The organism is Arcobacter sp. F2176, from assembly GCF_004116465.1.
Classification (GTDB): Bacteria; Campylobacterota; Campylobacteria; order Campylobacterales; family Arcobacteraceae; genus Arcobacter; species Arcobacter siniprincipis.
Window position 1 is genome coordinate 61944 of record NZ_PDJV01000010.1, and the last position, 26152, is coordinate 88095.

The 26152-nt window shown below is 27.2% G+C and carries 25 protein-coding genes; 14 read left to right on the forward strand and 11 right to left on the reverse strand.

Annotation, left to right across the window (positions count from 1 at the left end; genetic code table 11):
• Positions 1 to 26 precede the first annotated feature (26 nt).
• From CRU95_RS10480 to CRU95_RS10510, 7 genes are read left to right on the forward strand one after another with little or no spacing between them, the layout of a single operon-like run.
• The gene (locus CRU95_RS10480; RefSeq protein WP_129101083.1) at positions 27 to 587 is read left to right on the forward strand and encodes a UbiX family flavin prenyltransferase; all 561 of its coding nucleotides are present in this window, start codon (positions 27 to 29) and stop codon (positions 585 to 587) included.
• Positions 580 to 1074 carry a pantetheine-phosphate adenylyltransferase gene (coaD, locus tag CRU95_RS10485; RefSeq protein WP_129101084.1) on the forward strand — a complete coding sequence of 165 codons (495 nt, stop codon included), beginning with the start codon at positions 580 to 582 and terminating at the stop codon, positions 1072 to 1074. Before CRU95_RS10480 ends, coaD begins: the two co-directional genes overlap by 8 nt.
• A complete protein-coding gene (gene tmk / locus CRU95_RS10490; protein WP_129101085.1) occupies positions 1065 to 1631 on the forward strand; it encodes a dTMP kinase in 567 nt (188 codons plus the stop codon). Before coaD ends, tmk begins: the two co-directional genes overlap by 10 nt.
• Positions 1624 to 2847, forward strand: coding sequence for a histidine--tRNA ligase (gene hisS, locus CRU95_RS10495; RefSeq protein ID WP_129101086.1), 1224 nt, complete (start codon positions 1624 to 1626; stop codon positions 2845 to 2847). Before tmk ends, hisS begins: the two co-directional genes overlap by 8 nt.
• Entirely contained in the window at positions 2847 to 4655 is a 1809-nt protein-coding gene (speA, locus tag CRU95_RS10500; RefSeq protein WP_129101087.1) for a biosynthetic arginine decarboxylase, read from the forward strand. Before hisS ends, speA begins: the two co-directional genes overlap by 1 nt.
• Positions 4648 to 5412 carry a serine O-acetyltransferase gene (cysE, locus tag CRU95_RS10505; protein WP_129101088.1) on the forward strand — a complete coding sequence of 255 codons (765 nt, stop codon included), beginning with the start codon at positions 4648 to 4650 and terminating at the stop codon, positions 5410 to 5412. The genes speA and cysE overlap by 8 nt, the downstream gene beginning before the upstream one ends.
• Positions 5412 to 6146, forward strand: a complete 735-nt coding sequence (locus CRU95_RS10510) for a sulfite exporter TauE/SafE family protein (RefSeq protein ID WP_129101089.1) — start codon at positions 5412 to 5414, stop codon at positions 6144 to 6146. Before cysE ends, CRU95_RS10510 begins: the two co-directional genes overlap by 1 nt.
• On the opposite strand, the gene CRU95_RS10515 is transcribed toward CRU95_RS10510, so the two are convergent.
• On the reverse strand, positions 6139 to 7377 hold the full coding sequence (locus tag CRU95_RS10515) for a DEAD/DEAH box helicase (RefSeq protein ID WP_129101090.1): 1239 nt from the start codon (positions 7375 to 7377) through the stop codon (positions 6139 to 6141). The two genes, CRU95_RS10510 and CRU95_RS10515, sit on opposite strands and share 8 nt — an antisense overlap.
• A 37-nt stretch (positions 7378 to 7414) precedes the next feature.
• Positions 7415 to 9907: an aconitate hydratase AcnA gene (acnA, locus tag CRU95_RS10520; protein WP_129101091.1), complete on the reverse strand. Its 2493-nt coding sequence runs from the start codon at positions 9905 to 9907 to the stop codon at positions 7415 to 7417.
• Between the two features lie 101 nt (positions 9908 to 10008).
• On the opposite strand from acnA, the gene CRU95_RS10525 reads away from it, so the two are divergent.
• From CRU95_RS10525 to CRU95_RS10535, 3 genes are all read left to right on the forward strand, one after another.
• Entirely contained in the window at positions 10009 to 11928 is a 1920-nt protein-coding gene (locus CRU95_RS10525; protein ID WP_129101092.1) for a mechanosensitive ion channel family protein, read from the forward strand.
• A 167-nt stretch (positions 11929 to 12095) separates the two neighbouring features.
• Positions 12096 to 14909: an excinuclease ABC subunit UvrA gene (gene uvrA, locus CRU95_RS10530; RefSeq protein ID WP_129101093.1), complete on the forward strand. Its 2814-nt coding sequence runs from the start codon at positions 12096 to 12098 to the stop codon at positions 14907 to 14909.
• Positions 14906 to 15211, forward strand: coding sequence for a DUF309 domain-containing protein (locus tag CRU95_RS10535; protein WP_129101094.1), 306 nt, complete (start codon positions 14906 to 14908; stop codon positions 15209 to 15211). The genes uvrA and CRU95_RS10535 overlap by 4 nt, the downstream gene beginning before the upstream one ends.
• Here the strand turns inward: CRU95_RS10535 and CRU95_RS10540 are convergent.
• On the reverse strand, positions 15204 to 15560 hold the full coding sequence (locus tag CRU95_RS10540; protein ID WP_129101095.1) for a flagellin: 357 nt from the start codon (positions 15558 to 15560) through the stop codon (positions 15204 to 15206). The two genes, CRU95_RS10535 and CRU95_RS10540, sit on opposite strands and share 8 nt — an antisense overlap.
• A 190-nt stretch (positions 15561 to 15750) precedes the next feature.
• Between CRU95_RS10540 and CRU95_RS10545 the strand changes: the two genes are divergently transcribed.
• Entirely contained in the window at positions 15751 to 16812 is a 1062-nt protein-coding gene (locus CRU95_RS10545; protein ID WP_129101096.1) for a CNNM domain-containing protein, read from the forward strand.
• Here the strand turns inward: CRU95_RS10545 and CRU95_RS10550 are convergent.
• The gene (locus CRU95_RS10550) at positions 16809 to 17525 is read right to left on the reverse strand and encodes a hypothetical protein (RefSeq protein WP_129101097.1); all 717 of its coding nucleotides are present in this window, start codon (positions 17523 to 17525) and stop codon (positions 16809 to 16811) included. The genes CRU95_RS10545 and CRU95_RS10550 overlap by 4 nt on opposite strands.
• A gap of 136 nt (positions 17526 to 17661) precedes the next feature.
• Between CRU95_RS10550 and CRU95_RS10555 the strand changes: the two genes are divergently transcribed.
• Positions 17662 to 18288, forward strand: coding sequence for a tRNA-uridine aminocarboxypropyltransferase (locus CRU95_RS10555; protein ID WP_129101098.1), 627 nt, complete (start codon positions 17662 to 17664; stop codon positions 18286 to 18288).
• Positions 18289 to 18291: 3 nt separating this feature from the next.
• Here the strand turns inward: CRU95_RS10555 and CRU95_RS10560 are convergent, their stop codons facing one another.
• From CRU95_RS10560 to CRU95_RS10590, 7 genes are all read right to left on the reverse strand, one after another.
• Complete coding sequence (locus CRU95_RS10560; protein ID WP_129101099.1) at positions 18292 to 19446, reverse strand: hypothetical protein; 1155 nt, start codon at positions 19444 to 19446, stop codon at positions 18292 to 18294.
• Between the two features lie 52 nt (positions 19447 to 19498).
• Complete coding sequence (locus CRU95_RS10565) at positions 19499 to 20737, reverse strand: OFA family MFS transporter (protein WP_129101100.1); 1239 nt, start codon at positions 20735 to 20737, stop codon at positions 19499 to 19501.
• Positions 20738 to 20792: 55 nt separating this feature from the next.
• Positions 20793 to 21011, reverse strand: coding sequence for a cysteine-rich CWC family protein (locus CRU95_RS10570; RefSeq protein ID WP_129101101.1), 219 nt, complete (start codon positions 21009 to 21011; stop codon positions 20793 to 20795).
• Positions 21004 to 21924, reverse strand: coding sequence for a class I SAM-dependent methyltransferase (locus tag CRU95_RS10575; protein WP_129101102.1), 921 nt, complete (start codon positions 21922 to 21924; stop codon positions 21004 to 21006). Before CRU95_RS10575 ends, CRU95_RS10570 begins: the two co-directional genes overlap by 8 nt.
• 89 nt (positions 21925 to 22013) lie before the next feature.
• Positions 22014 to 22292 (reverse strand): RNA-binding protein, encoded by a 279-nt coding sequence (locus CRU95_RS10580; RefSeq protein ID WP_129101103.1) that lies wholly within the window; start codon positions 22290 to 22292, stop codon positions 22014 to 22016.
• A gap of 191 nt (positions 22293 to 22483) precedes the next feature.
• Positions 22484 to 23449 (reverse strand): hypothetical protein, encoded by a 966-nt coding sequence (locus CRU95_RS10585; protein ID WP_129101104.1) that lies wholly within the window; start codon positions 23447 to 23449, stop codon positions 22484 to 22486.
• Positions 23450 to 23513: 64 nt separating this feature from the next.
• On the reverse strand, positions 23514 to 23867 hold the full coding sequence (locus tag CRU95_RS10590) for a DHCW motif cupin fold protein (protein WP_129101105.1): 354 nt from the start codon (positions 23865 to 23867) through the stop codon (positions 23514 to 23516).
• Positions 23868 to 23962: 95 nt separating this feature from the next.
• Between CRU95_RS10590 and CRU95_RS10595 the strand changes: the two genes are divergently transcribed.
• Together CRU95_RS10595 and CRU95_RS10600 are read left to right on the forward strand one after the other, a co-directional pair.
• Positions 23963 to 24811: a YitT family protein gene (locus tag CRU95_RS10595; protein ID WP_129101106.1), complete on the forward strand. Its 849-nt coding sequence runs from the start codon at positions 23963 to 23965 to the stop codon at positions 24809 to 24811.
• A 105-nt stretch (positions 24812 to 24916) separates the two neighbouring features.
• Positions 24917 to 26152 (forward strand): dicarboxylate/amino acid:cation symporter, encoded by a 1236-nt coding sequence (locus CRU95_RS10600; protein WP_129101107.1) that lies wholly within the window; start codon positions 24917 to 24919, stop codon positions 26150 to 26152.

Genomic DNA, 26152 nt, shown 5'->3' on the forward strand with positions numbered 1-26152 from the left:
TATCTAAAAGAATATAAGGATCTAAATTGAGATTAGTTGTAGCAATTAGCGGTGCTAGTGGAGTAAATTTAGGAATTAAATTTTTAGAGCTTTTACCTCAGGACATCCAAGCTTTTGTTATTATTTCTGAGAATGCAAAAGTTGCATTAAAATATGAAAATAATGAAGCATTCGAAAAATTAAAAAATCAAAAAAATATCAAACTTTTTAAGAATAATGATATTGCGGCACCTATTGCATCCGGATCATTTAAAATTGATAAAATGGTAATAATCCCTTGCTCTATGAATACTTTAGCAAAATGTGCATATGGCTTTGCAGATAATCTAATTACAAGAGCATTTGCTGTATCCTTAAAAGAAAAAAGGGAAGTTTTATTGGCTCCTAGAGAAATGCCCTTTTCTCAAATTCCCTTAGAAAATATGACTAAATTGTCATCAATGGGTGTTACTATTTCACCTCCTATTTTGGGTTATTATTCAAATAATACAACAATTGATGAAATGGAAAACTTTCTTATTGGGAAATGGTATGACAGTTTAGGAATAGAAAATAGTTTATATAAAAGATGGAAAGAAGATGAATAAAGAAAATAAAGAACAAATCTCATCATACAAAAGTGCTATATATTCAGGTACATTTGATCCAATTACAAATGGACACATGGATATTATCAAAAGAGCAGCAAATATTTTTGATGAAGTAATTATAGCAGTTGCAAAAAGTGAAAGAAAAAAACCTATGTTTTCCCATGAAAAAAGAGTTGAATTCGCAAAAGAAGCCACAAAAAATATTAGTGGAGTAAAAGTTGTAGGATTTGATACTTTATTAGTTGATTTAGCAACTAGTTTAAGTATTACAACTATTATTAGGGGTTTAAGAGCAGTAAGCGATTTTGAGTATGAACTTCAAATGGGCTATGCAAACTCTTCTATTAATAAAACCATTGAGACTTTGTATCTTATGCCAACTCTTGAAAATGCCTTTGTTAGTTCTACAATTGTTAGAGAAATTATATTATTTAAGGGTAAGTTTCAACACTTAATTCCAAAAGAGGTTATAGAATGTATGTAGTTATAGAAGGAATTGACACAGCTGGAAAGTCTACTCAGCTTGAAATTCTGTCAAAAAAATTTAGTGATGCAATTTTTACAAAAGAGCCAGGGGCGACAAAACTTGGTAGTAAATTAAGAGAAATGGCACTTAATGGTGAAGCCAAATCAAAAATTGCAGAGATGTTTTTATTTTTGGCTGATCGTGCTGAACACATAGAAGAAGTAATAAAACCAAATATTGACAAAATGATTATTTCAGATAGATCAGTTATTTCAGGTATTGCTTATGCTTCAAGTTTACCAATTGAAGTTGTTACAACTTTAAACTTGATAGCTACGGAAAATACTTTGCCTAGCCATACTATTTTATTAGAATTGAGTAAAGAAGAGTTAACAAAAAGATTAGGAAATAAATCAAATGATTCAATTGAATCAAGAGGAATTGATTATTTAATTGACATTCAAAGTAGAATGAAAAAAACTATTGAAATGTTAGATTTAAACTACATCTTTATAGATGCAAGTTTAAGCATAGAAGAAATTGCAAAAAAAATTGAGGATTTTATAAATGGGTAAACAAAATATTCAAAGTCTAAGAGGGATGAATGATATTTTAGGAAAAGAGAGTGAGCTTTTTACATATTTTATTGAAAATGCTTCAAGAATAGCTAAAAACTATGGATTTACATACATGGAAACTCCTATTTTAGAAGAGACTGCACTATTTAAAAGAAGTGTTGGAGAAAGTAGTGATATTGTAAATAAAGAGATGTATCAATTTATAGACAAGGGTGAAAATGATGTATGTTTAAGACCAGAAGGAACAGCAGGGGTTGTTAGAAGTTTTGTAGAAAATAAATTTGACCGTGCTGGTGGAACATACAAATGGTACTACTATGGTCCTATGTTTAGATATGAAAGACCACAAAAGGGAAGACTAAGAGAATTTCACCAATTTGGTTGTGAAGTTTTTGGAATAGATTCTGTTTATGAAGATGCAAATATAATTATGATGTTAAAAGAGATTTTAGACTTCTTTGGTATTGGTTTTACTTTACAACTAAACTCATTGGGTTGTCCTATTTGTATGCCTCCATACAAAGAAAATCTTGTAAAAGTTTTAACAAATATAAAAGCTGAACTTTGTGAAGACTGTAACAGAAGAATTGAGACAAATCCTATAAGAGTTTTAGACTGTAAAAATGAGAAATGCCAATCTCTTTTAGTAGATGCTCCAAAAATCACAGATAATTTATGTGAAAAATGTAATAGTGATTTTGAGAAATTAAAAGAGATTTTAGATTTTAATAATATAAATTATGTTATAGATTCAAACTTAGTTCGAGGTTTAGATTATTATTCTCAAACTGCCTTTGAATTTACATCAAATGAAATTGGTGCTCAAAGTGCAATTGCAGGTGGTGGAAGATATGATAGACTTGTAGAGTTTTTAGGTGGAAGAGCAACTCCTGGAATTGGATTTGCTATAGGAATTGAGCGATTACTTGAACTAATAAAACAAAAAGATATAAAAGAAGATACAATTTATTTAGGTGCGATGAGTGAAGATGCACTAAATACAATAACAAAAGTTGCTCTTAAAAAAAGAAAGACAACAAAAACTATTATAGAGTATACACCAAGAAGTTTTGGTAAACACTTTAAAATAGCTGAAAAACATTGTGCAAATATTGTCGCACTAATTGGTGAAACAGAATTAAAGAATGAGACAATTTATATAAAAAATATAGATACACAAGAAGAACAAAATTTAAAATTAGAGGATTTTTAATAGTGAATGATTATGGTATTGACATCTGGAGTGATGATAATTTTATTATTGAAGATGGATTGGCAAAAATTAATTTTGACTGCAAACCATCACTAATATCTATTGTAAAAGATATTAGAAAACAAGATTTTAAAGGCCCTTTGCTTTTAAGATTTCCGCACATAACAAAGAAACAAATACATACTTTATATGATGTATTTAATGCAAGTATAAAAGAGTATAACTATAAAGGAACATTTAATGCAGTGTTTCCTTTAAAAGTAAATCAATTACCTAACTTCATTGAACCTTTAATACATGAAGGAAAAAAATTTAATTATGGATTAGAAGCTGGAAGTAAAGCAGAACTTGTTATTGCCATGACATATAATAATATAGGCTCTCCTATTACGGTTAATGGATTTAAAGATAAAGAGATGATTCATTTAGGGTTTATCGCAAAAAATATGGGACACAATATTACTTTAATTATTGAGGGTTTAAATGAACTTGAAATGATTGTAGAAGTTTTAAAAGAGACCAAATTAGAATGTCCAAATATAGGATTAAGAGTAAGACTTCACAGTGGAGGAAGTGGTTTATGGGCTAAAAGTGGAGGAATAAACTCCAAATTTGGTCTTACTTCAACAGAAATTCTTGAAGCATATGAACTAATGGAAGAGACAAATATTGTGAATTATTTAACAATGATTCACTTTCATATTGGCTCAGCAATGAATTCTATTAAACCTTTAAAAAAAGCATTAAGAGAATCTGGACATATTTATGCAGAACTTAAAAATTTAGGTGCTAGTAATTTAAGCTCAATTAACATTGGTGGTGGATTGGCAGTTGAATATAATGCTTATGAAAGAACAAGATTTTATTCACTTAGTGAGTTTGCAAGTGATGTTATATTTACATTAAAAGATATTGCAAAACAAAAAGGTGTTGATGAACCAAATATTTTTACAGAATCAGGAAGATTTATTTCAGCATCTTCAACAGTGCTTGTAACTCCAGTATTAGAACTATTTTCTTCTGAATATGAACTTGATCAATTAAAACTAAAAGAAAAAAATCCACCACTAATTCAAGAATTATTTTATTTACATAGAGATATGACTAAAAAAACTGCTTATGAGTATATGCATGATAGTACAGACCATATGGAATCACTTTTAACACTTTTTGATTTGGGTTATATTGATTTACAAGATAGATCAAATGCAGAAGTTCTAACACACCAAATAATTAAAAAAGCTATTTCATTTTTAGAAATTGATGATTATGGAGAGTTAAAAAAACTTAATGAAAGTATTCAAGAAAAGTATTTATTGAATTTTTCTCTTTTCCAATCACTTCCTGATTATTGGGGTATCGATCAAGAATTTCCAGTAATGCCATTAACACATTTAGACAAAAATCCTACAAGAAGTGCTTCTTTATGGGATATTACTTGTGATAGTGATGGGGAAATTCCTTTTGACTCAAAAAAACCACTTTATTTACATGATATAAATTTAAATGAAGAGGACTATTTCTTAGGCTTTTTTAATGTTGGTGCATATCAAGATACTTTAGGAATGAAACATAACCTCTTCTCACACCCAACTGAGGTTAATGTAGTATTTAAAGATGGGAAAGTTGTATTAGAAAAAATATTAGAATCTCAAAAAATAATTGATATCCTCGAAGACATTGACTATGACACAGATAATATGAAAAATATTTTAAGAAAAAACCTAAATCCAGAGATTTATAAGGATTTAAAAAAATATTTAAATGAAAATAGTTATTTAAAAACTATATGGAGTTATTATGAGTGATGAAATAAATAAAGAAACAATTAAACCAGAACTAGATACTGAAAAGATCTCTCTTTGGAAACAGATAAAAGAAGACTTTTCTGTTCCCAAATTAAATGACCCAGCACTAAACTCTAATATTGAACTTATTTTTAATTACCCAGGAGTTTGGGCAGTTATAAATCATAGAATTGCAAATAGACTTTATAAAAAGAATTTCAAACTAACTTCTAGAATAATAATGGGACTTACCCAATTTTTATGTAATATGGATATTCATCCAGCTGCAACCATTGGGAGAAGAGTATTTATAGACCATGGAATTGGTGTAGTTATTGGACAAACTGCAATTGTGGAAGATGATGTACTAATTTACCAAGGTGTAACTCTTGGAGGAGTTAGTTTAAATAAAGGTAAAAGACACCCTACTATTAAATCAAACTCTGTAATTGGAAGTGGTGCTAAAGTTTTAGGAAATATTACTGTTGGTAAAAATAGCAAAATTGGAGCAAATTCTGTTGTAATTTGTGATGTACCAAAAAACTCAACTGCAGTTGGAGTACCTGCTAAAATTATCAAAAGAGATGATAAAAATGGTAGATTAAATCATGGAGATTTACCAGATATAAATAAAGAGATGTTTGAATATCTATTAAAAAGAGTTGCTGTTTTAGAACATGCAATTAAAAAACATGATGGAATTGATTTAACTAATGAAGATACAGATCTTGAATGTATTTACAAAAAATTTATTTCTGCAATGAACTCTATTAGATAATGATTTTTGAACTTCTATTTTTAGGACTTGTTACAGGTTTTGTTTCAGGTTTTTTTGGTGTTGGAGGAGGAATGATACTTGTTCCAATGCTTTTATTATCTGGATTAGTTATGAAAGAAGCCATATCTATTTCAGTTGTTCAAATGGTATTTAGTTCAATTTTTGGTTCATTTTTAAATAGTAAAAAACAATCAGGTATATTAGTTGATGGAATAGCCATTGGAAGTGGAGGCTTCTTAGGAGGTCTATGCTCAGGATTTGTAGTTGCTGCATTTTCAAATCTAACTTTGCAATATATATTTATATTAATTATGCTAGCTTCAATTTTAAAACTTTTTGTTACTCCTGCTGAACATGACAAAAAAGAAAAGAATCAATCTATATTATTACTTGTAATAATTGGTGCGATTTCAGGTGCGATTGCCATGAGTGTGGGTGCTGGTGGTTCTATAATTATAACTCCAATTTTAGTTGGATTTATGAATTATAATTTAAAAAGAGCAACAACCCTAGGACTATTTTTTGTAATCTTTTCTTCAACTGCTGGATTTATATCTTTAAGCTTCAATGGTCATATGATGTACTCTCAAGGAATAATAGTAGGTTTAGCCTCTTTAGTTGGTGTATATTTAGGTATAAAAATAAAAAATAAAATTAACATAGTCTCTTATAAAAAATATATTCTTATTTTGTATACCTTGACTTTTTCAATAATGATTTATAAAACTATTTAGTCTTTTTTAAAGCTTGCTCTCTTAATTTATCTTTTTTACTTTTTCTTTTACCTTTTACTGGAGCAGTTCCTTTTGTTTTTTCTATAGGAGTTCCTGTTAGTTCAAACCCATTTATTTGCTCTTTTTCAAGATTAATATCACTTCGTTTTTCAATTAAATCAAAATGTTCTTTATCTTCATGGCATATAAAAGAGACTGCAATACCACTCTTCCCTGCTCTTCCTGTTCTTCCTATTCTATGAATATAATCAGCAGCAGCCCTTGGTAAGTCATAATTAACCACACATGAAATATTATCTATATGCAATCCACGGGCAGCTATATCTGTAGCAAATAGTACTTTTATTTTATTTGATTTAAAATCTTCTAAAGTCTCATTTCTCTCTTCTTGAACTAAATCACCATGAAAAGACTCAGCCTCAAAACCATATTTTCTAAATTTTGAAGCTAAATTGTCACATGAGCGTTTATTTGCCATGAAAACTAAAACTTGTTTCCAATTCTCTTCTTTTATCAAATGTCTAAGTAAAGCACTTCTATTCTCTTTATTTACTTCTATTACCCTTTGATTTATACTTTGAACTGTTGTTTCTTCATTTTCAATAAATATTTCAATAGGATTTTGTGTTATTTTTGAGGCAATATTTAACATCTTTGTAGGATAAGTTGCAGAGAAAAGAAGATTTTGACGCTCTTTTGGTAAAACTTCTAATAAAAGTTCTAACTCTTCTTCAAAACCAAAATCAAGCATTTTATCGGCTTCATCTAAAACAAAAAAATCAAGATTTGATAAGTCCATTTGTTTTTTCTTTAAAATATCAAGTAATCTTCCAGTAGTAGCGACAATAACATCACACCCTTTTTGAATACTTAATAACTGTTCACCAATACTTTCCCCTCCAATAACACTTACAACTTTTGGTTTCTTATTCATATATTTACTAAATGTTAAAAAAGCAGTAGATACTTGTAATGCCAACTCTCTTGTTGGAGTTAAAACCAAACATCTGATTTTTGGCTTTCCTTCATAATTTTGATTATTCCAAAGATTTAATATAGGTAAAACAAAACTTGCAGTTTTTCCACTTCCAGTTTGTGCTCTTGCAATAATATCTTTATGTTCTAATATTAAAGGAATTACTTTTTCTTGAATTGCAGTTGGTTTAATATAGGTACTTTCAGTAAGTGATTTATTTATCTTATCTGATAGTTTTAATTTTAAAAATGACATATTGTCTAATCCCTTTTATGATTTTTATACTTTATTATTATTTTGCTATCAAGTCATTTAATAATAAATTTAAGTTCCTATTATTTTTATAATTGCTTTTAGTAATACTATTATTTAGCTTAGTTTCAATAATTCCTCTATTTGAACTTATTGTTAAATTATATAAACTATTTGTTTTTACTTTTTCATCTAAATTAATATCAATGACCTCATCACCTTTTATAGCTAATATATTTATATCTTCACCTTCTGTGAATTCTAAAGCCAATATTCCAAGACAGTGCAAATCAAATTTATACCTTTTATGAAAAGACTTTGCAATTATAGCTTTTATTCCAAGTGATTTTATTCCTTTAATTGACCACTCTATTTCTTTACCCATTCCAAAGTTTTCACCAGCAAACAATACTGAAGGTCTTTGTCTTTGTTTAAATCTTTGAGATAGTTCATAAATAGATACTATTTCATCTTTTTCAAAATCTTTTGTAAATCCACCCTCTTTTGAAATCATTTTGTTTTTAAGCCTTACATTATCAAACATTCCCCTTGACATAATTTCAAAGTTTCCACATCTAGTTTCAAAAGTATTATAATCAAATGATTTTATACCTTTTTGTTCTAAATAATTACCAGCTTCTGAATATAAAGATATTTGTCCTTGAGCAGAAATATCTTTAGTCTCTATATTATCTCCTAAAAGTGCTAGTATACCTGCATTTTCAATTTGATTATTTTCATCTTCATCACTATTTATAAAGTTTGATTGTTTTATATCTATGGAGTTTGTATCCCAATCAAAAGTTTTATTATCAGATATTTGTATATTTTGCCAAAAGATATCTCCTAAAAATATATTTTTATATATGTCATTATAAAAACTAAAATCTAATTTATTTAAATATTCAATTACTAAATCATTCTTTGGCCAAAATTCACAAGTCTTCATTTCTTTAATAATATTGCTTTTTATTGTTTGTGTTAATGTATACGCTACAACTAAAGATGGAGACATAAGATAACTTGATTTTATCAAAGGATGAGTTTTTTCTTTTAAATGTCTATTTCCAGAACTTATTGAAACAACATTTAAATTATATTTTCTAATCTCTTCTTCTATTCTCTCATCTAATGAATAAATAGTATCACACTCATTAGCAATAATATCAAAGCCTAAATATTCAAAGTAGCTCAATAATTCTAGTTTTGTTAAATAATTTTTTACAATATGAGATTTTATTATCAATACTTTTTTTATATTTTCATTAACTTTAACTCCTAATTCATAAGCCTTTTTTGCCACAAGTCCAGCATGTATCAATAAATAAGGATTTGACACCATTGTACAAGTATTAATAGAAGCTAATACAATAGATGTATCCTTTAGAGTTATTCCCTTTTTTGTTATATGTAGATTATCTAATTCTTTTACTTGTACTTTATTTTCTACATCTTTATAGTCAAAAATAATAGGTTCTAACTCACTTAAGTTTATCTCAATAGTTTCATCAAATGACAACTCTTTGTTTTCAAAGAAAAGTTCTTGATTTTTCAGGTATATCTTAATAAGTTCTGAGAATTCATTACTATTTTTTGTATTACTAAAATATAATAGTGTTTTATCTTCTATTGGGAAATAAAAAGAAATCGCACCATATTTTGAGGCCATATTAGATAAAAAAGATCTATCTTCTAGTGTTAACTCAGAAAGTCCATCACCTAAGAACTCAACTATTTGATTATCTATTCCATGTTCTTTTAATCTAAATTTTAAATATAATACTAAATCAGATGAAGTAACCCCTCTTCTTAGTTTTCCTTTGATGTTTACACCTAGAACTTTTGGTAGCTTAAACTCTATAGGATATCCTAACATTGATAATTGAGTATCTATTCCACCCACAGAATAACTTAATACTCCTAATGAGTTTGTAATAGAAGAATTTGAATTACTACCTAAAACTGTTTCAGGAAACAAATAATTTTTTCCATCTTTTTGTTCTAGATGAATAATTGTAGATAAATATTCTAAGTTTAATTGATGACAAATTCCAGAACCAGGTGGAATAACACGAAAATTACTAAAACTATTTTGAGCCCATTTTATAAATTTATATTTCTCTTTATTTTTTTTTATTTGGAATTGGATATCTTCTTGCGAACAATTGTGTTCTAAATCATAATCAAAAAGTAAATCAACCATAAGCTTAGGATTGATTTTGTCTATTTTCTCTGAAGTATCTTTTACTTCTTCTCTTAAGGTAGCCAAATCAATCAAAGAAGGAAGTATTGTAAAATCTTGGGTAATAATTCGAGAAGGATAAAAATTAATTAAAGAGTTTTTTCTAGTTAAAAAAGCATCAATTATATACTCTATTTCTTCATCATTTGATGCTTTTCTTAAATTCTCTTCTAATAGTATTTTTAAAGAAATTGGAAGTTCTTTTAAGCTTTCATATATTGAAAAAACCTTTTTCAAATCATAATAATAAAAAAGTTCATTTTCTATTTCAAAACTATTAAGAATATTCATTCTACTTAACCTTTATAATTAATAATAGGTAAAATACCAAATGATTGTTTAATCTTTTATTATGGTATAATGGCTGCTTTAATTTTTACAATGGATATCAAATGCACAATACAAAAAAATACAATTTATTGAAAATTATTTTACTTTTACTACTAACAATAAACCTCTTTGGAAATAATCTTCCCATAGCAGATACTGAGGTAAAAAATCAACAAAGTGATCAAACTACAGATGAGATACAAACAGATGAAAACAATACAACTAATGAAGTAGATCCTTATGATTTGGGTTTTATTATTAAACTTATTCAAAGTAAAAATTTTAAATTAAATACAGATACTCAAATTGAAAAAATCGATAATGAAATGGAAAAAATTGTAAAAAATATAAATAAAGAGATTCCTTATACTTTCGATGAAAAAAGTTACAATGAAAAAACTAAATTTTTAAATAGTAAAATAAATGTTAACTCTAAATATGACAACAATTTAGCTGTCTCAAGAGACCTCTTAAAAATAACCATATTAGAAAATAAAAAAGACTTTGCTCAAACAATCAATTCAATAATAGATGGAAAAAATTCCTTTAAAGATAAAAAGTATTATATTTCTTTAATTAATGATTCTATAGAAAAATTAAAGAATATTGATCTAAATATATTTAAAAAAACTGCTTCTCAAATAAGTGATTTAAATGATACTCTTTCTACTGATTTCAAAACTTCTTTGAAAACATTGGAAGCTCAAATAAAAGCAAATTTACTTGTATTTAATTACCTCAAATCAAATATGAATGAATATAGACCTAGTAATTTTATTTTAGATGAATTAAGTTTAAAATATGTGATTAAGAAAATTGATTCTACTAGTTATATAAAGAATATATCCGAAATATTTGATTATTACTTTCATATTTCAATAGGTAAAATTGTTATTCTAATCTTTATTTTTATACTTTTCTTTATAGCTAATAGAAAAATATTACCATTTTTTACAAGTTTATTTAATAAGAAATTATCAAAAAAAATAAAAACTCTTGATATCTCTATTTTAGATATTATTCCAAGTAGTTTTAGTTTTTCTGTTTCTATTCTTATGTATATTTTTGCTTTGCAATTATCTCTTTTTTTACTTATTGATAATGCAAGTATAGTAAATAAACTTGTTCCTTGGTTCACTACAGTTTATTTAGCACTTTTATCTTATATGTTTTATAGAATATTAACAAATTATATAAATCTTTCATCGGATAAAATATTTAATGATTATCCAAATATGCGAAAAGAGATGGTAGATTTTATTTTAAGAATTCTAAAAATATTAATACTTATTTGTCTACTTCTATTTTTATTAGTCCAATTAGGTTTTGATATTAAAGCTATTATTGCTTCACTTGGTATTGGTGGTATAGCAGTTGCACTTGCTGCAAAAGATACACTTACAAACTTCTTTGGATCATTAAATATTATTACTGATAATTCCTTTTCTCAAGGGGATTGGATAGAAGCTGGAAGTGTTGAAGGAACTGTTGTTGATATAAGAATGAGAACAACAAGAATTAGAACCTTTGCAAATGCAATGATAACAGTACCAAATGCTCAATTAGCAAATATGTCAATATTAAACTGGTCAAAAAGAGTAATTGGAAGAAGAATCAAAATGGCAATAGGAATTACTTATGGAAGTAAAATGAGTGATATTGAGAATCTAGTCATTGACATTAGAGAGATGTTACAAGAACACCCATCAATTGCAAGTACAAAGTTAAATATTGATAAAAAACCTTATTTATTAAAAAAAGAAGATTTAATTGGTATAAAAAACACTACTTTAGTCTACATTGATGAATATGCAGATAGTTCAATAAATATATTAGTATATTGTTTTAGTAGAAGTCCTGACTGGGAAGATTGGCTAGAAACAAAACAAGATGTTATCATAAAGATTTCACAATTAGTAGAGAAAAATAATTGTTCGTTTGCTTTCCCTACTCAAACTATACATTTAGAAAAAGAAATTTAAATGAATGAAAAGAAAAAAAATAGTAGATTTTAGTTATTAATACTAAAGCTACTTTAGTTATGAGTTTATAGTCAAACTTCCAAAAACTAGGTACTAAATATCAGTTTCTTTTGGTAGAATGACTAAAATATAACTCAAATAATTTATAATAAAATGGATAAACAATTATGACAGATTCAATAAAAATATTTAATGCAAAAGAAAATAATTTAAAAAATGTAAATTTAGAAATACCAAAAAATAAACTAATAGTTTTTACAGGTCTTAGTGGTTCTGGTAAATCAACTCTAGCTTTTGATACACTTTATGCTGAAGGTCAAAGAAGATATATAGAATCATTATCTGCATATGCTAGACAATTTTTAGATAAAGTTGGAAAACCTGATGTTGAAAGAATAGAAGGATTAACTCCGGCTATTGCAATTGACCAAAAAACAACATCAAAAAATCCAAGATCAACAGTTGGGACTATTACAGAAGTTTATGATTATTTTAGACTTTTATATGCAAGAGTTGGAACCCAACACTGCCATAAATGTGGGAAACCTATTTCAAAGATGAGTGCTTCAGATGTAATTGAGCAAGTATTACAATTACCAGAAGAGTCAAAAATAGTAATTCTTGCACCTTTAGTAAATAGAAAAAAAGGTTCCTTTGCAGATATGCTTGAGAGTCTACGAACTAAGGGATATGTAAGAGCTATAATTGATGGAGTAATGGTTAGACTTGATGAAGAAGTTGAACTAGAAAAAAATAAAATGCACACTATCAAAGTAGTAATTGATAGAGTTGTTGTAAAAGCTGAAAACAAAGATAGAATTGCACAAGATGTTGAAAAAGGGCTAAAAGAGAGTTTTGGAGAACTAGAAGTTGAGATTATGAACCATGAAGAAGTAGGTACTGAAAAACATATTCATTACTCTGAACACATGGCTTGTTTTGATTGTAAGATCTCTTTTGAACCTCTTGAACCATTAACTTTCTCTTTTAACTCACCAAAAGGTGCTTGCCCATCTTGTGATGGTTTAGGAATTAGATATGCCCTTGATATGAAAAAAGTAATTAATGAGAGTCTAAGCATTGATGATGGAGCAATTAGAGTAATTTATGGTTTTAACAAAGGTTATTACTTTAAGATGTTAAAAGCTCATTGTGAGGCAGCTGGTATTGATACTTCAGTTCCTTTTGATACATTAGAAGAGCATCAAAAAAAATCTATACTTCATGGTGGAGTTGAAGATGCTGTATTTACATGGAAAAGACACCAACTTACAAGAAAATGGGAAGGTATTGTTAAAATTGCCTATGACATGATAAAAGATGAAAAAGATTTAGGCGAGTATATGACTGAAAAAGCTTGTAGTGATTGTGGAGGAAATAGATTAAAACCTTCATCTCAAGCAGTAAAAGTTGCTAATAAAACTATTTCAGAAATTATTACTTTACCTATTGATGATGCATTTAAATTTTTCCATGATGAAGAAAACTTCAAATATTTTTCTGACCAATCAAAAATGATTTCAGCTCCAATTTTAAAAGAGATAAAAGAGAGAATCTTTTTTCTAAATGATGTTGGGTTAGGATATATAACTTTAGGAAGAGATGCAAGAACAATTAGTGGAGGAGAAGCACAAAGAATAAGAGTAGCTTCTCAAATTGGTTCAGGACTTACAGGGGTAATGTATGTATTAGATGAACCATCTATTGGATTACATGAAAGAGATACAAATAAACTTATAAAAACACTTAGAGCTTTACAAGAAAAAGGTAATACAGTAATAGTAGTTGAACATGATAAAGAGACAATAGAAGCTGCTGATTATATTGTAGATATTGGACCAAATGCTGGTAAATATGGAGGAGAGATTGTATTTGCAGGAACATTAAAACAGATGATGAAAGCAAAAACTTTAACTGCTCAATATGTAACTGGAAAGAAAAAAATAGATTATGTGCATAATAGACCTCAAGAAAAATTTATTGAAATACAAAATGTAACAATAAATAATATCAAAAACCTTGATGTTCAAATTCCACTTAAAAATCTATGTGCAATCACAGGAGTAAGTGGAAGTGGTAAATCATCACTTATTTTACAAACCCTACTTCCAGTTGCAAAAGAGCTTTTAAATCATGCAAGAAAAGTAAATAAAGTGGATGGTGTTTCTATTGAAGGACTTGAAGATCTTGATAAAGTTATCTATCTTGACCAATCACCAATTGGAAGAACACCAAGAAGTAATCCAGCAACTTATACAGGATTAATGGATGAAATTAGAGTTCTTTTCTCAAAAACAAAAGAGGCACAACTTAGAGGTTATCAAATAGGAAGATTCTCATTTAATGTAAAAGGTGGAAGATGTGAGAAATGTCAAGGTGAAGGTGAAATAAAAATAGAGATGCACTTCCTACCCGATATTATGGTTAAATGTGATGAATGTCATGGTAAAAGATACAATGCACAAACTTTAGAAATACTTTATAAAGGAAAATCAATATCAGATGTACTTAATATGAGTGTTGATGAAGCAATTGAATTTTTCAAAAAAGTTCCAAAAATATTTGCTAAATTAGAAACTTTACAAAATGTTGGTTTAGGATACATTACTTTAGGGCAAAATGCTGTGACACTTTCAGGTGGAGAAGCACAAAGAATAAAATTAAGTAAAGAGCTAAGTAAAAAAGATACGGGAAATACTCTTTATGTACTAGATGAACCAACAACTGGATTACATTTTGCAGATGTTGATAGACTTACAAAAGTATTACATCACCTTGTTGATTTAGGAAATTCAGTGCTTGTAATCGAACACAATCTTGACATTATAAAAAATTCTGATTGGGTTATTGATATGGGACCTGAAGGTGGAAGCAAAGGTGGGCAAATAGTTGATATGGGTACACCAGAACAAATAGCAACAAACCATAAAAAAACAGGTTCATATACAGGGTATTATTTAGATAAAGAACTTAATTCTTGAGTATAGATGGATTTATAAAAGCAGTTAAAGAAGAGAAATTTGTGGAAGCCCATGAATTATTAGAAGAAGAGTGGAGATATTACAAACGAATAGAAGAAAAATCTAAAGCAAAAGCAGTTCAAGGTCTTATTAATGGAGCTACTGCCTTGGCTTTATATAGAAAAAAAAGAGTTGATGCTTATAAAAGAGTTTGGGAAGTATTTAAAAAATATAATTATTTGTTAGAAGAATTAGATAACAATAAAAAATATCATGAAGCAAGTAACTTATTAGAATTGAAAAACAATTCTATAGTTAACTAGCTTCATTTTCATTTGAGCTTATCATAAATGCTTTTAATCTCATCATCTCATCTGTAGGATATTGAGCTTCAAAATCACCTCTTTGTACTTTTACAAAAAAATCTTTTGATTCTTCATTATAGCCAAAACTTAAGTTGGTCAAAGTTACTTCATTATATGTAGAGAAGTCTCCTTTTTTAACTTTATTTGTTTTAACTTCTTCTGCTATTTTATCTTGAACACTTTGAACTTCTTTAGGTTGTTGGTCATTATCAACTTTTTTAGTAGGATTTATTTCATTTACTATTTCATATTTTTTAACACTATCCATCTGAAATTCATTCAGTGCTGGTATTGGTCCAAATTCCATAATAACCTCCTTTATAAAATCTAGTTATTCTCTAACATTAATTATACATCTTTTTTAATATTTTTGTCAAATTTATAGCATTTTTCAAAATTTTTTGCTATTATATGATGTTAATTATATTAAAAAGGAGCGGTATCTTGGAAGATAATTCCCAGAGGAATAACTTAAAATTACAAAACAGTAGGATAATATGGAACTTCTAATATTACTATTTGTTTTAGTTATCGGTGTTTCATTTTTGTGCTCTGTCTTAGAGTCAATTATTCTTTCGTTAAATGTTTCTTATATTTCTGTTATAGAAAAAGAAAAACCAAAATCTGGTAAACTTCTAAAAAGTCTAAAACAAGATATAGATAAATCAATTGCATCAATTCTAATCTTAAATACTATTGCAAATACACTTGGGGCAACAGCTATTGGTGTACAGGCAAATGCGATATTTGGTGGTGAATCATCTTTTGTCATTATTATTTCTATTATTTTGACATTCTTAATACTTTTTGTTGCAGAAATTATTCCAAAAACAATTGGAGCAGTTTACTGGAAACAATTAGCACCTCTTGCAGCAATTGTTATTAGATTCTGTATTTTTATAACTTATCCAATAATTATAGTAACTCAATTTGTAACAAAGAAAATTGCTAATGGTGATTTTTCAAGTGATTCCATTTCAAGGGAAGAATTAATTCACTCAACTCTTTTAAGCGAAGAAGAAGGTATTATTGGAGATTTAGAATCTGATATTATTGAAAATACTTTAACACTACATAGTATAAAAGTAAAAGAAATTTTAACACCTAGATCTGTAATGTATGCAATTGAAAAAAATACAAAAATAAAAGATATTTTAGAAGATAAAAGAACATACAAATTCTCAAGGGTTCCAATATATGATGGAACAATTGACAATGTGGTAGGAATTGTTCTAACTAAAAAAATATTTAAACAAGCAATTAGAGATAGCGAAGTGACAATAGATTCTATTATGGGACCTGTTTTTGCTTTAAATGAAAATATTCCAGTCTCAAAAGTATTAAATACTTTTATCAAAAAAAGAGAACATATGTTTGTTGTACTTGATAATTATGATCAAACAGAAGGTATAGTTACCCTTGAAGATTGTATTGAGACATTGCTTGGATTAGAAATAATGGATGAATCAGACACAATTGCTGATATGAGAAAACTTGCTTTAACAAAAATGAAAAACAAAAGAAAAGAGAGAGAAAAAAGAAGAGCTAATTTAGCTTAGCTCTCTTTTGTTTTCTCTTTAGCTGATTTCTCTTCTTTTAGAGCTTCAGCAGGGCTATCTCCCAATTGGCTAGTTTCATCTTCACTAGAATTTTTATCTTTATTTAATAGTTCTGCTATTCTTTTATCTACAAGTTCTAAAGTTTTATCTTGAGTTTGATAAGATATTTCAGGAAGTTTTCCTCCCCAAAGTTTTTCAGCTTCTTCAAAACCTTGTACAAGACCTTCTCGTGATTTTTTTAAAAGCTCAACATCATTATTACTAATACTAAACGCAAAATTTGAAACTCTTTCTGAAGTTTTTGATACACCAAAGAAACCTTCATCTGAAACTAAATCTTTAGCTTCTTGAGCAGTTAATTGAGTGATTGGTTTTCCTTCATAACCTAAATCTTTAAGATTTAGACCATTAGAACTATCGCTACCATCTAAAAAATGGAAAACCTCTTTGTTATTAAATATATTATGTAACATGTCTTGAGCTTCTGTATTTGTTTGAACAAACTCTAAACTTCTAACTTGTACATAAACAAGCATACTTTGCATCGAAATCGATACATTTACTGCTTGATTATTTATGTCATTTTCAGAACTATTTTCAACTTTTGGTATGTTTTTATCTGTATTAGTATTTGCATTAATTTCTACATTTTGATTCATATTTGAACTATGAGCCATAAATGCATTCATTTGAACATTGTTAATACTATTCATTACACACCTCCCCTACAATAAATATACCAATCTTATCTATACAATTCTTAATAATAGCTTAATAATACTATCGATTAGCATAAAATACCTTTGTTACTATTAATTTCTTTATAATAAAGTTACAATATAATACGAAATGATAAATACTAGAGAATATTGTTATGATTGTAATAGAGCAAAAATGAGTTGCCTTTGTGGTTTAATTAAACCATTTAATACAAATACCAAGTTTGTATTTTTGATGCATCCAAAAGAGTTTAGAAAAACAAAAAATAATACAGGTAAAATAACTCACAAATCACTTACAAACAGCAAAATTTTTGTTGGTATTGATTTTTCTTTAAATAAAGAGTTGAATTCAATAATTAATGATACTAATAACTCGTGTTATATTCTTTATCCAGGAATTGATTCCATAAACTTGAGTAAAAGCAAAATAGAAGAGAAAAAACAAAAAGTAATATTTCTAATTGATTCTACTTGGGCTTGTTCTAAAAAGATATTAAAATCAAGTACAAATTTAAATTTATTGCCTAAAATAAGTTTTAATTATGAAAATAGTTCTGCCTATGAATTTAAGAAACAACCATCTGATTATTGTTTATCTACAATTGAGTCTACTTTAGTTCTTTTAAAACTATTAAATAAACATAATATAGAGAATATAGATAAAAATTCTTTAAATAATTTTTTAGTTCCATTTAAACAAATGGTAAAATTTCAAGTTACTAAGTCTCTTGAAAAAAGTATAAGATATAAGTAGTAATTAAAAAGTTTTTATTATTGAAATGTTTTTATTTATGTGATTTATGTCATTTAAAGTCAAAACAAATTTTTCATCTAAGACATTCAGCATAAACTTTATTTCAGCATTAGTAAAACCTTCTGCTTCTTTATCTTTTATTTTAATAGTTGTTTCATCAATTTTTACTCGTTTTAATTGGCCATTTTTATTTTTGGGATAATAAACTATTCCATAAGTTTTTTGATTTATTTTTTCAATACTTACTATTACTTTATCATCTCGCACTTCATAGTCATAATCTTTTACAATTTGTCTAAAATCTTCTATTTTTAGATAACCAATATAAAGTTTTGTATATATATCAAAATATAAATTTAAATCTTTGCTATTAAAAAACCCTAAATCTACACTGAAATTCTTATGAGATCTAGCTTTATAAAGTATCCATTTTAATGTTTGAAAATATTTAAAATTTGAATGAGAAATTGTATTTGCTTCTGTGAATTTTGAATCTTTTTTTTCACTAGGAAAAGTAATCTTTTTCTGTCTTTTTCTCTCAATAAGCTCTTTTAAAAAATCTTCATCCTCAAAATCATTTGTAACCCAAACAGTACAATATGAAGGGAAGTTATTAAGACCAACAGAGCCTTTTGTTAGGACAATCAAAGCCTTTACTTCCAAATAAGGAAATAACACTTTTAATAATGCTTGCTTTTTAAATAATCTCTTATTTAAACTTGCCGTTTTTTTTGAAGTACTCATTTCCACGAAATATATCTCATTATTTGTAAAAAAAAGTGCATCAAACTCACTTATATCTTTATATGAAGCCTTGTAAACAATTTGATTACTATTGTCAATTAATAGCCCACTTTTATTTTGAATCAAATCTCTTTTTTGGTGAGGACCTTTTAAAATAAATTTTTTTATTTCAGGGGCAGTTTTTGCATATTCTAAAAGTAGTTCATAAATTATATTTTCATAAACTTCACCTTTAAAACTACTATAAAAATGTTCTAGTTCTTCTGTAGGATTTTGAAAATAAGCAGATAACCTTTTTATATCATATTTATAGCTAAAAAGGTTATCTTTTATATTTGTTAAGTTTAGATTTTTTAAATCATCAGATATTGAAAATTGACTCACTACTCTTCTTGTTATTTTATTTAATTTCATTATAACTAAAGAGTTCTATTTTATAAATTAAAATATTAAAAATATTATTTTATTAATTTTTACTCTTTCTTATTTTATTTATATTTACAAGCATTGCCAATGAAATAATTAATGCCACAATAAAAAATCCTGCAAATACATAAAGTGTTTGAGAATAACTTCCAGTCATATCTTTTACAATTGAAATAATCAATGGACCCACAAGTCCTGCAGCTGCCCATGCAGTTAAAATATAACCATGAATAGCACCTAATTCTTTTGTTCCAAATATATCTCCGATATAAGCAGGAATAGAAGCAAATCCTCCTCCATAACAAGACATTATAAAATATAACACAAATTGGAATATAATAACTTCAGTAATAGAAGGTAACATATAAAATGCAATAGATTGTGTAAAGAAAAAGATTATATAAACTACAGGTCTTGTTAAATAATCAGATAATGAAGCCCAGGCAATTCTTCCTGCTCCATTAAATATTCCCATAAGACCAACAGCTGCTGCAGCAGATAAAGCAGATAAACCTATCACTTCTTGTAACAAAGGAGAAGCAACACCAATAATAGCAATTCCACAAGTCACATTTATAAATAACATTAACCAAAGACCATAAAACCTTGGTGTTTTCATAGCTTCATTTAATCCAAGACTTTGTAAATCTTCTTTTAGTTTTTTCTTACCTTCTTTTAGCTTCTTCTTAAAATATTCAGGCATATAATCTTTTTGTGGAGCTTGTAAATATAAAGCAGATAAAGACATAATCACAAAATAAGCAAAACCTAGTATAAAAAAGGTGCTGGAAATCCCAACTTTACCTATAAGTATTTTAATAGTTGGTCCCCAAATAGCTGAAGCAAAACCAAATCCCATAATAGCAAGTCCTGTTGCCATACCTCTTTTATCAGGAAACCACTTAACCAAAGTAGAAACAGGAGAAATATAACCTATTCCTAAACCACAACCACCTAAAACTCCATAAAAAAAGTATAAAAGCAGTTTTGATTCCATCATTATTGCAAGACCAGAACCCATTGTTCCTAATCCAAATAAAGAAGCAGCAATTAATGCAGAAACTTTAGGACCATTTCTCTCAACAAATTTACCCATCACAGCAGCAGATAATCCTAAAAAAAATATCGCAATACTAAAGGCAATTGTTACATCAGTTAGATTCCAAGACATTTGTTCTTGAATTGGTTTTACATATACACTCCATGCATATACAGAACCAATACATAAATGAACACCAACAGCAGATAATGCCATAAGCCAACGGTTTTTTTCAATCATTTTATTCCCCACTATTAAAGTATATAGGATTCTATCAAATATTATTTGAACTTATCTATATTTTATAGTGTACTTTAATAAATTTCTTTTTATTTTCTTCAAAAGCTAAAATGCATTTTTTGCAAATACAAGCTTTCATTCTTTTTTCTTGAGGTATTAAGTCTCTTAATTCTATAGGTATTTTTATATTATTGCACCAACACTTATTATTTGGAATATTTGATTCACACAAGTTTTCTTTGCCACAGAAGGGACATAACTTAGAATTAATCAATAGATTTCCTTTTAAAAACCATATTTTTTAAGCTTTTTTCTTCATTATTACTTGGAAAAGTATCTAAGTTATCCAATCTATTTATAAATTCAAATTCATTAGCATATTTTTTAAATATATCTTTTATAAAATTTGTATCAAGCTCTGGGGCATTTAAACAAGATAATACTATACAATCTTCACTTGCTAATTCTTTTAATCTTCGAATAATTTTTTCATAATCTTTACTCGCTGCAAAACTTCCCTTTTGAAAAGATGGAGGATCAATAATGATAATATCATATGGAGCAAACTTTTTTATTCGACTCCAAGATTTTAATATATTATATGGTAAAAACTTCACATTTTTAGTATCCAAATTATTTATTCTATGATTTTCTCTTCCAGTACTTAGTGCACCCTTTGACATATCTACATTTACAACTTGTTTTGCCCCTGCACTAATTGAGACTACTGAAAAAGCACAAGTATATGAGAAAAGATTTAAAATATTTTTATCTTTTGATATTGATTTAATAAATTTTCGCCCTATTTTCATATCAGGGAATAAACCTATGTTTTGATTTGAAAAATTAATATTATATTTAAGAGTATTCTCTATTGCATATGCATTATTTGGTAAACTACCTCTTAATACTTCATAAGAATCTTCTTTTAAATATCTTTTTTGAATAATCAAAGAAGAGAAACTCATCTCTTCAAATATTTCATTAAACATTTTTTTCAAATCAGATTCTATTATTTCATCAACATTTTGAAATAAACTTACAAGCAAAATCTTATCTATTTTATCAACACATAAATAATGAAAATCTTCATAAAAGTTGCCTCTTCCATGAAAAACTCTTTTAAATTCGTTTGTGCTATTTTCTAAATTCAATAATATTAATTCTTTTAATTGAGTGATTTGCATGAAATACCTTATTTATAAAAATAATTTGGAGATTTTGTATGTTTAAAGGAGGATTTAAAAAGGGATAAGACCCTTTTTAAAGTTTTAGATTAATATCTATTGTTGAATTCTCTTCTTGGTTTATCTTCTTTTGGTTTAGCTTCATTAATTCTTAAAGTTCTTCCATCATACTCTTTACCATTTAATTCTTCAATAGCTTTTAGTGCTGCGCTATCATCATTCATAGCAACAAAACCAAAACCTTTTGCTCTACCAGTATCTCTATCTGTAATCAATTTTACACTACTTACTTCCCCATATTGTGAAAATAAAGTAGTTAAACCCTCTTCTGTTGTACCGTAAGACATATTACCCACATAAATTTGCATTTTTCTTTTTTCCTTTAAATATGTATATTTCCAATGAAAATTATACATACAATGAAAATTTCAATAGTCAGTATAAAGTCATCAAAAAATATTTACAATTATACAATAATAATTTATATTTTTGTCATTTTTATGAATTTTTTGGAAATTTTAAAAATTTAACATCCATTTTTTACACAGTCTATAAACATCTATTCTTCCACAATTAAGAATGGATTATATATAGATTTAAACAATTTTACATCTTTTACATCTTTAAATAACTTCTTTATCCCCTCATGTTCATTTAAATTTCCATGTATTAAGATTATATTTCCATCTATTGCAACTTTTTTTGATTTTACTAGCCAGTTATTAGTGCCAAGAGGAATTAAGGAAAATTCCTTTATCACTCTTTTATTGATTTTTGCACTTGATATTAGACCTGGAAATCTAAAAAATATAGATGGTACTTGATTATTTAGTAATAACATTTTTTCCACATCTAAAATTTCAATATCTAGATTAGTTTTAAAATAAAGCATAAAGTTTTTTTCTAGTACTTTTTGATTTTTATCATAATAATGATTTCGAGAATGATTTATCCAAGTTATATCTAATTTTTTATTATTCAAAAGTGATAGAAACTCTTTTTTATGTGCTTTTACCCATCTATATGTTATAGAAATAGCAATTGGAATCTTTTTATCTACTTCTTTCAAATCCAAAAACTTTTCAAATAATTCTTTCTCATAACCTTTTTTAGAAGAAGGACACATATCAATTGTAAGATACATTTCATGGGGCTTCTTTTTTATACTATCATTTATACCTGCATTTGATAAAGGGAAGATATTTTCCAATGCTTTTTTTGACAAAATATCATAATTAGTATTTTTTAAAATGGACTTATCTGCTTTTTTTAATTTTACTTTTTCTTTTTGAGTTATTATGGATGTTTTTAAGCTATTAAGATTGATACTTAAAAAGAAAGATTTAGAATTATATCTATATGACCTTATAAGTAAAAATTTATTTTGAGAGTCAGTATAAAAAGATTTTATAACTTTATAATTTTTTATTTTTGAAGTATTTAATTGAACATTTGCTTTTAAAGGAATAGAAACAAATAGCAAAAATAAAATCAAATAACACAAAGATATTTTATAGCTTTTCATATAATCTCAATAATTAATTTTAAACATTATATGTAAAAATATATTAAAATAAATACTATTTTGTTCAACTTTTTAGTTTTAAAAAATCACCATCTATTATTAATAGTTTTACACCATCTTTTGTAACTGAACGATGTGAGCTTAATTCATCTGAAACTATATATGACATACCAGGTTTCAAAATAGAACTTTCTCCATCTTTTTGTTCATTAATAACTTCACCTTCTAAACAATAAACAATATGACCCTTTTCACACCAATGATCAGCTACATAATTTGCAGAATATGTTACAACTCTTACTCTTAAACCTTGAAATTCTAAAGTTTGCCAATAGGCAACTCCAGACTCACCTTTATGCTCTATTTTTGGTATATTTGACCAATCTATTGTTTGAAATGGTATATTTTTATTATTCATTTTCTCTCTTTACATTTAGTATATGAATTATACTAAAATAACCATTATATTAAATAGAAATGGCTAAAATTCAATAATTTAAAAATAGGATTAATATGAATACTTTTTTTTCAATACATGAACTAAAAAATTATGCCTTTATAATAGTAGGTTCTGTATTTTTAGCACTAGCAGTTGTTGGTTTTTTTGCTCCAAGTGAACTAATTACAGGAGGAACTGCTGGACTTGCTTTATTAATTCACTATATAACGAACTTAACTATTGGTTCGATTATTGTTTTAATTAATTTGCCTTTAATCTTACTTGGTATTAAATTCCTTGGAAAAATGTTTGCTGTTCGAACTATCATTACTATCATCTTAATTTCAGTATTTATTGACTTTCTAACTCAAATAATTCATTTAAAACCTTTTATTATAGACGATGCTTTAGGTGCTATTTTTGGTGGTATTTGTGTAGGTATTGGATTGGCTTTTATTATAAAGGGAGAATCAACAGCTGGTGGTTCAACTATCTTGGCAAAAATAATTTCATCAAAAACAGAATTAAAACCTGGACAAGTTATTTTAGTAATCGACTCTATGATTATCTTTTCATCACTTTTTATTCTTGAAGATACAGGAAAAGTATTATGGAGTATCATAAGTATTTACATTACAGCAAAGGTTATTGATGTAATGTTAACTGGTAATCTCAATAAAAAAGTTGTCTATTTAGTTACTCAAAAAACAGATCTTTTTAAAGAATTAATTAGAAATGAACTAGGACCTCAAGGAACTATAATAAAAGGTGATGGTCTTTTTGATAATGAAGATAAAAAAATGATTTTGATAGTTGTAAAAGTTGATAAGTTACAAAAATTAAGAGAGCTAGTAAAAAAGAATGATCCTGAAGGATTTTTAATCATCACAGAAGCTACAGAAATGCTAGGACGAGGGCATTAATCATTAATTTAAACTTTTATTTTTATCTAATATAAAAATAAAAGCCACTTTTAAGACACTTAATAAAGTTATAGTTTATGACTAAAACATATAAAAAGGAAATATATGGCTAAGAAGTCGTTATTAAAAAACATAGGATTTCAAATCTTGATTGCTATGATTTTGGGTACTGTTATAGGTATCATTATGGGAGAAGAGGCATCAATATTTGCTCCTTTAGGTACTATTTTTATTCATTTAATAAAAATGCTAGTTATTCCATTGATAGTTATTTCTATTATTTCTGGTGCTGCTAACTTAAGTGATAGCCCAAGTGCAGGAAGAGTAGGAATGGGAACAATTGTATTTTTTCTTGCAACTTCTGCAATTGCAGTTGCCCTAGCTCTTCTTGCAGGTGAAATATTTAAACCAGGTGTTGGTTTAGATTTAAGTAGTGTTCATCATATGTTCTCAAACCAATATGCAGATAAAGGTGAATTACCAACTGCAATAGAGACAGTTATAGGAATGATTCCAACAAATATTTTCCAATCACTTCTAGATGCAAATATCTTACAAATCTTAGTATTTTGTCTATTTTTTGGTATTGCTCTTTCAAAAGTGCCAAAAGAAAAAAGTGCTCCAATTATGAATAGTTTAGAAGCTACAACTCAAGCACTTATTTGGATGGTAACAATGGTTATGTTCTTAGCACCAATTGGGGTATTTGGACTTATGGCTGATTCTGTTGGAACATATGGTTTTGAGATGCTTAAACTTGTTGGGAAATTATTTCTTGTGTATATGGGTGCTTTATTGGTTTATGGATATGGATTTTATCCTTTACTTATTAAGTTATTCTCAAAAATGTCAATACTTAAATTCCTTTCTGCTATGAAAAAACCTCAAATAGTAGCCTTATCAACAGCTTCGTCTATGGCAACACTTCCTGTTAATATGAAAACATGTGAAGAAGAACTTAAAATTTCTAAATCAACTTGTTCTTTTGTACTTCCATTAGGTGCAACTATCAATATGAGTGGAAATGCTATTTATTATGGGTTAGTTGCAATTTTCTTTGCTCAAGTTTATAATATAGACCTAGGTCTTGGTGGGTATGTAGCTATTATCTTTACAGCGACAATTGGTGCTATTGGTCAAGCTGGTGTTCCTGGTCCGTCATTCTTAGTAGTTGCTGTATTAATTGCAGCTGGTATTCCAATAGAAGGTTTACCTTTACTTATTGCCTTAGATAGAATGTTTGATATGACAAGAACTGCTTTAAATATCACAGGTGATGCAGCTTGTGCCGTTATTATTGATAATTACAACACAAAAAAAGATAAATTAAAAATGATATAA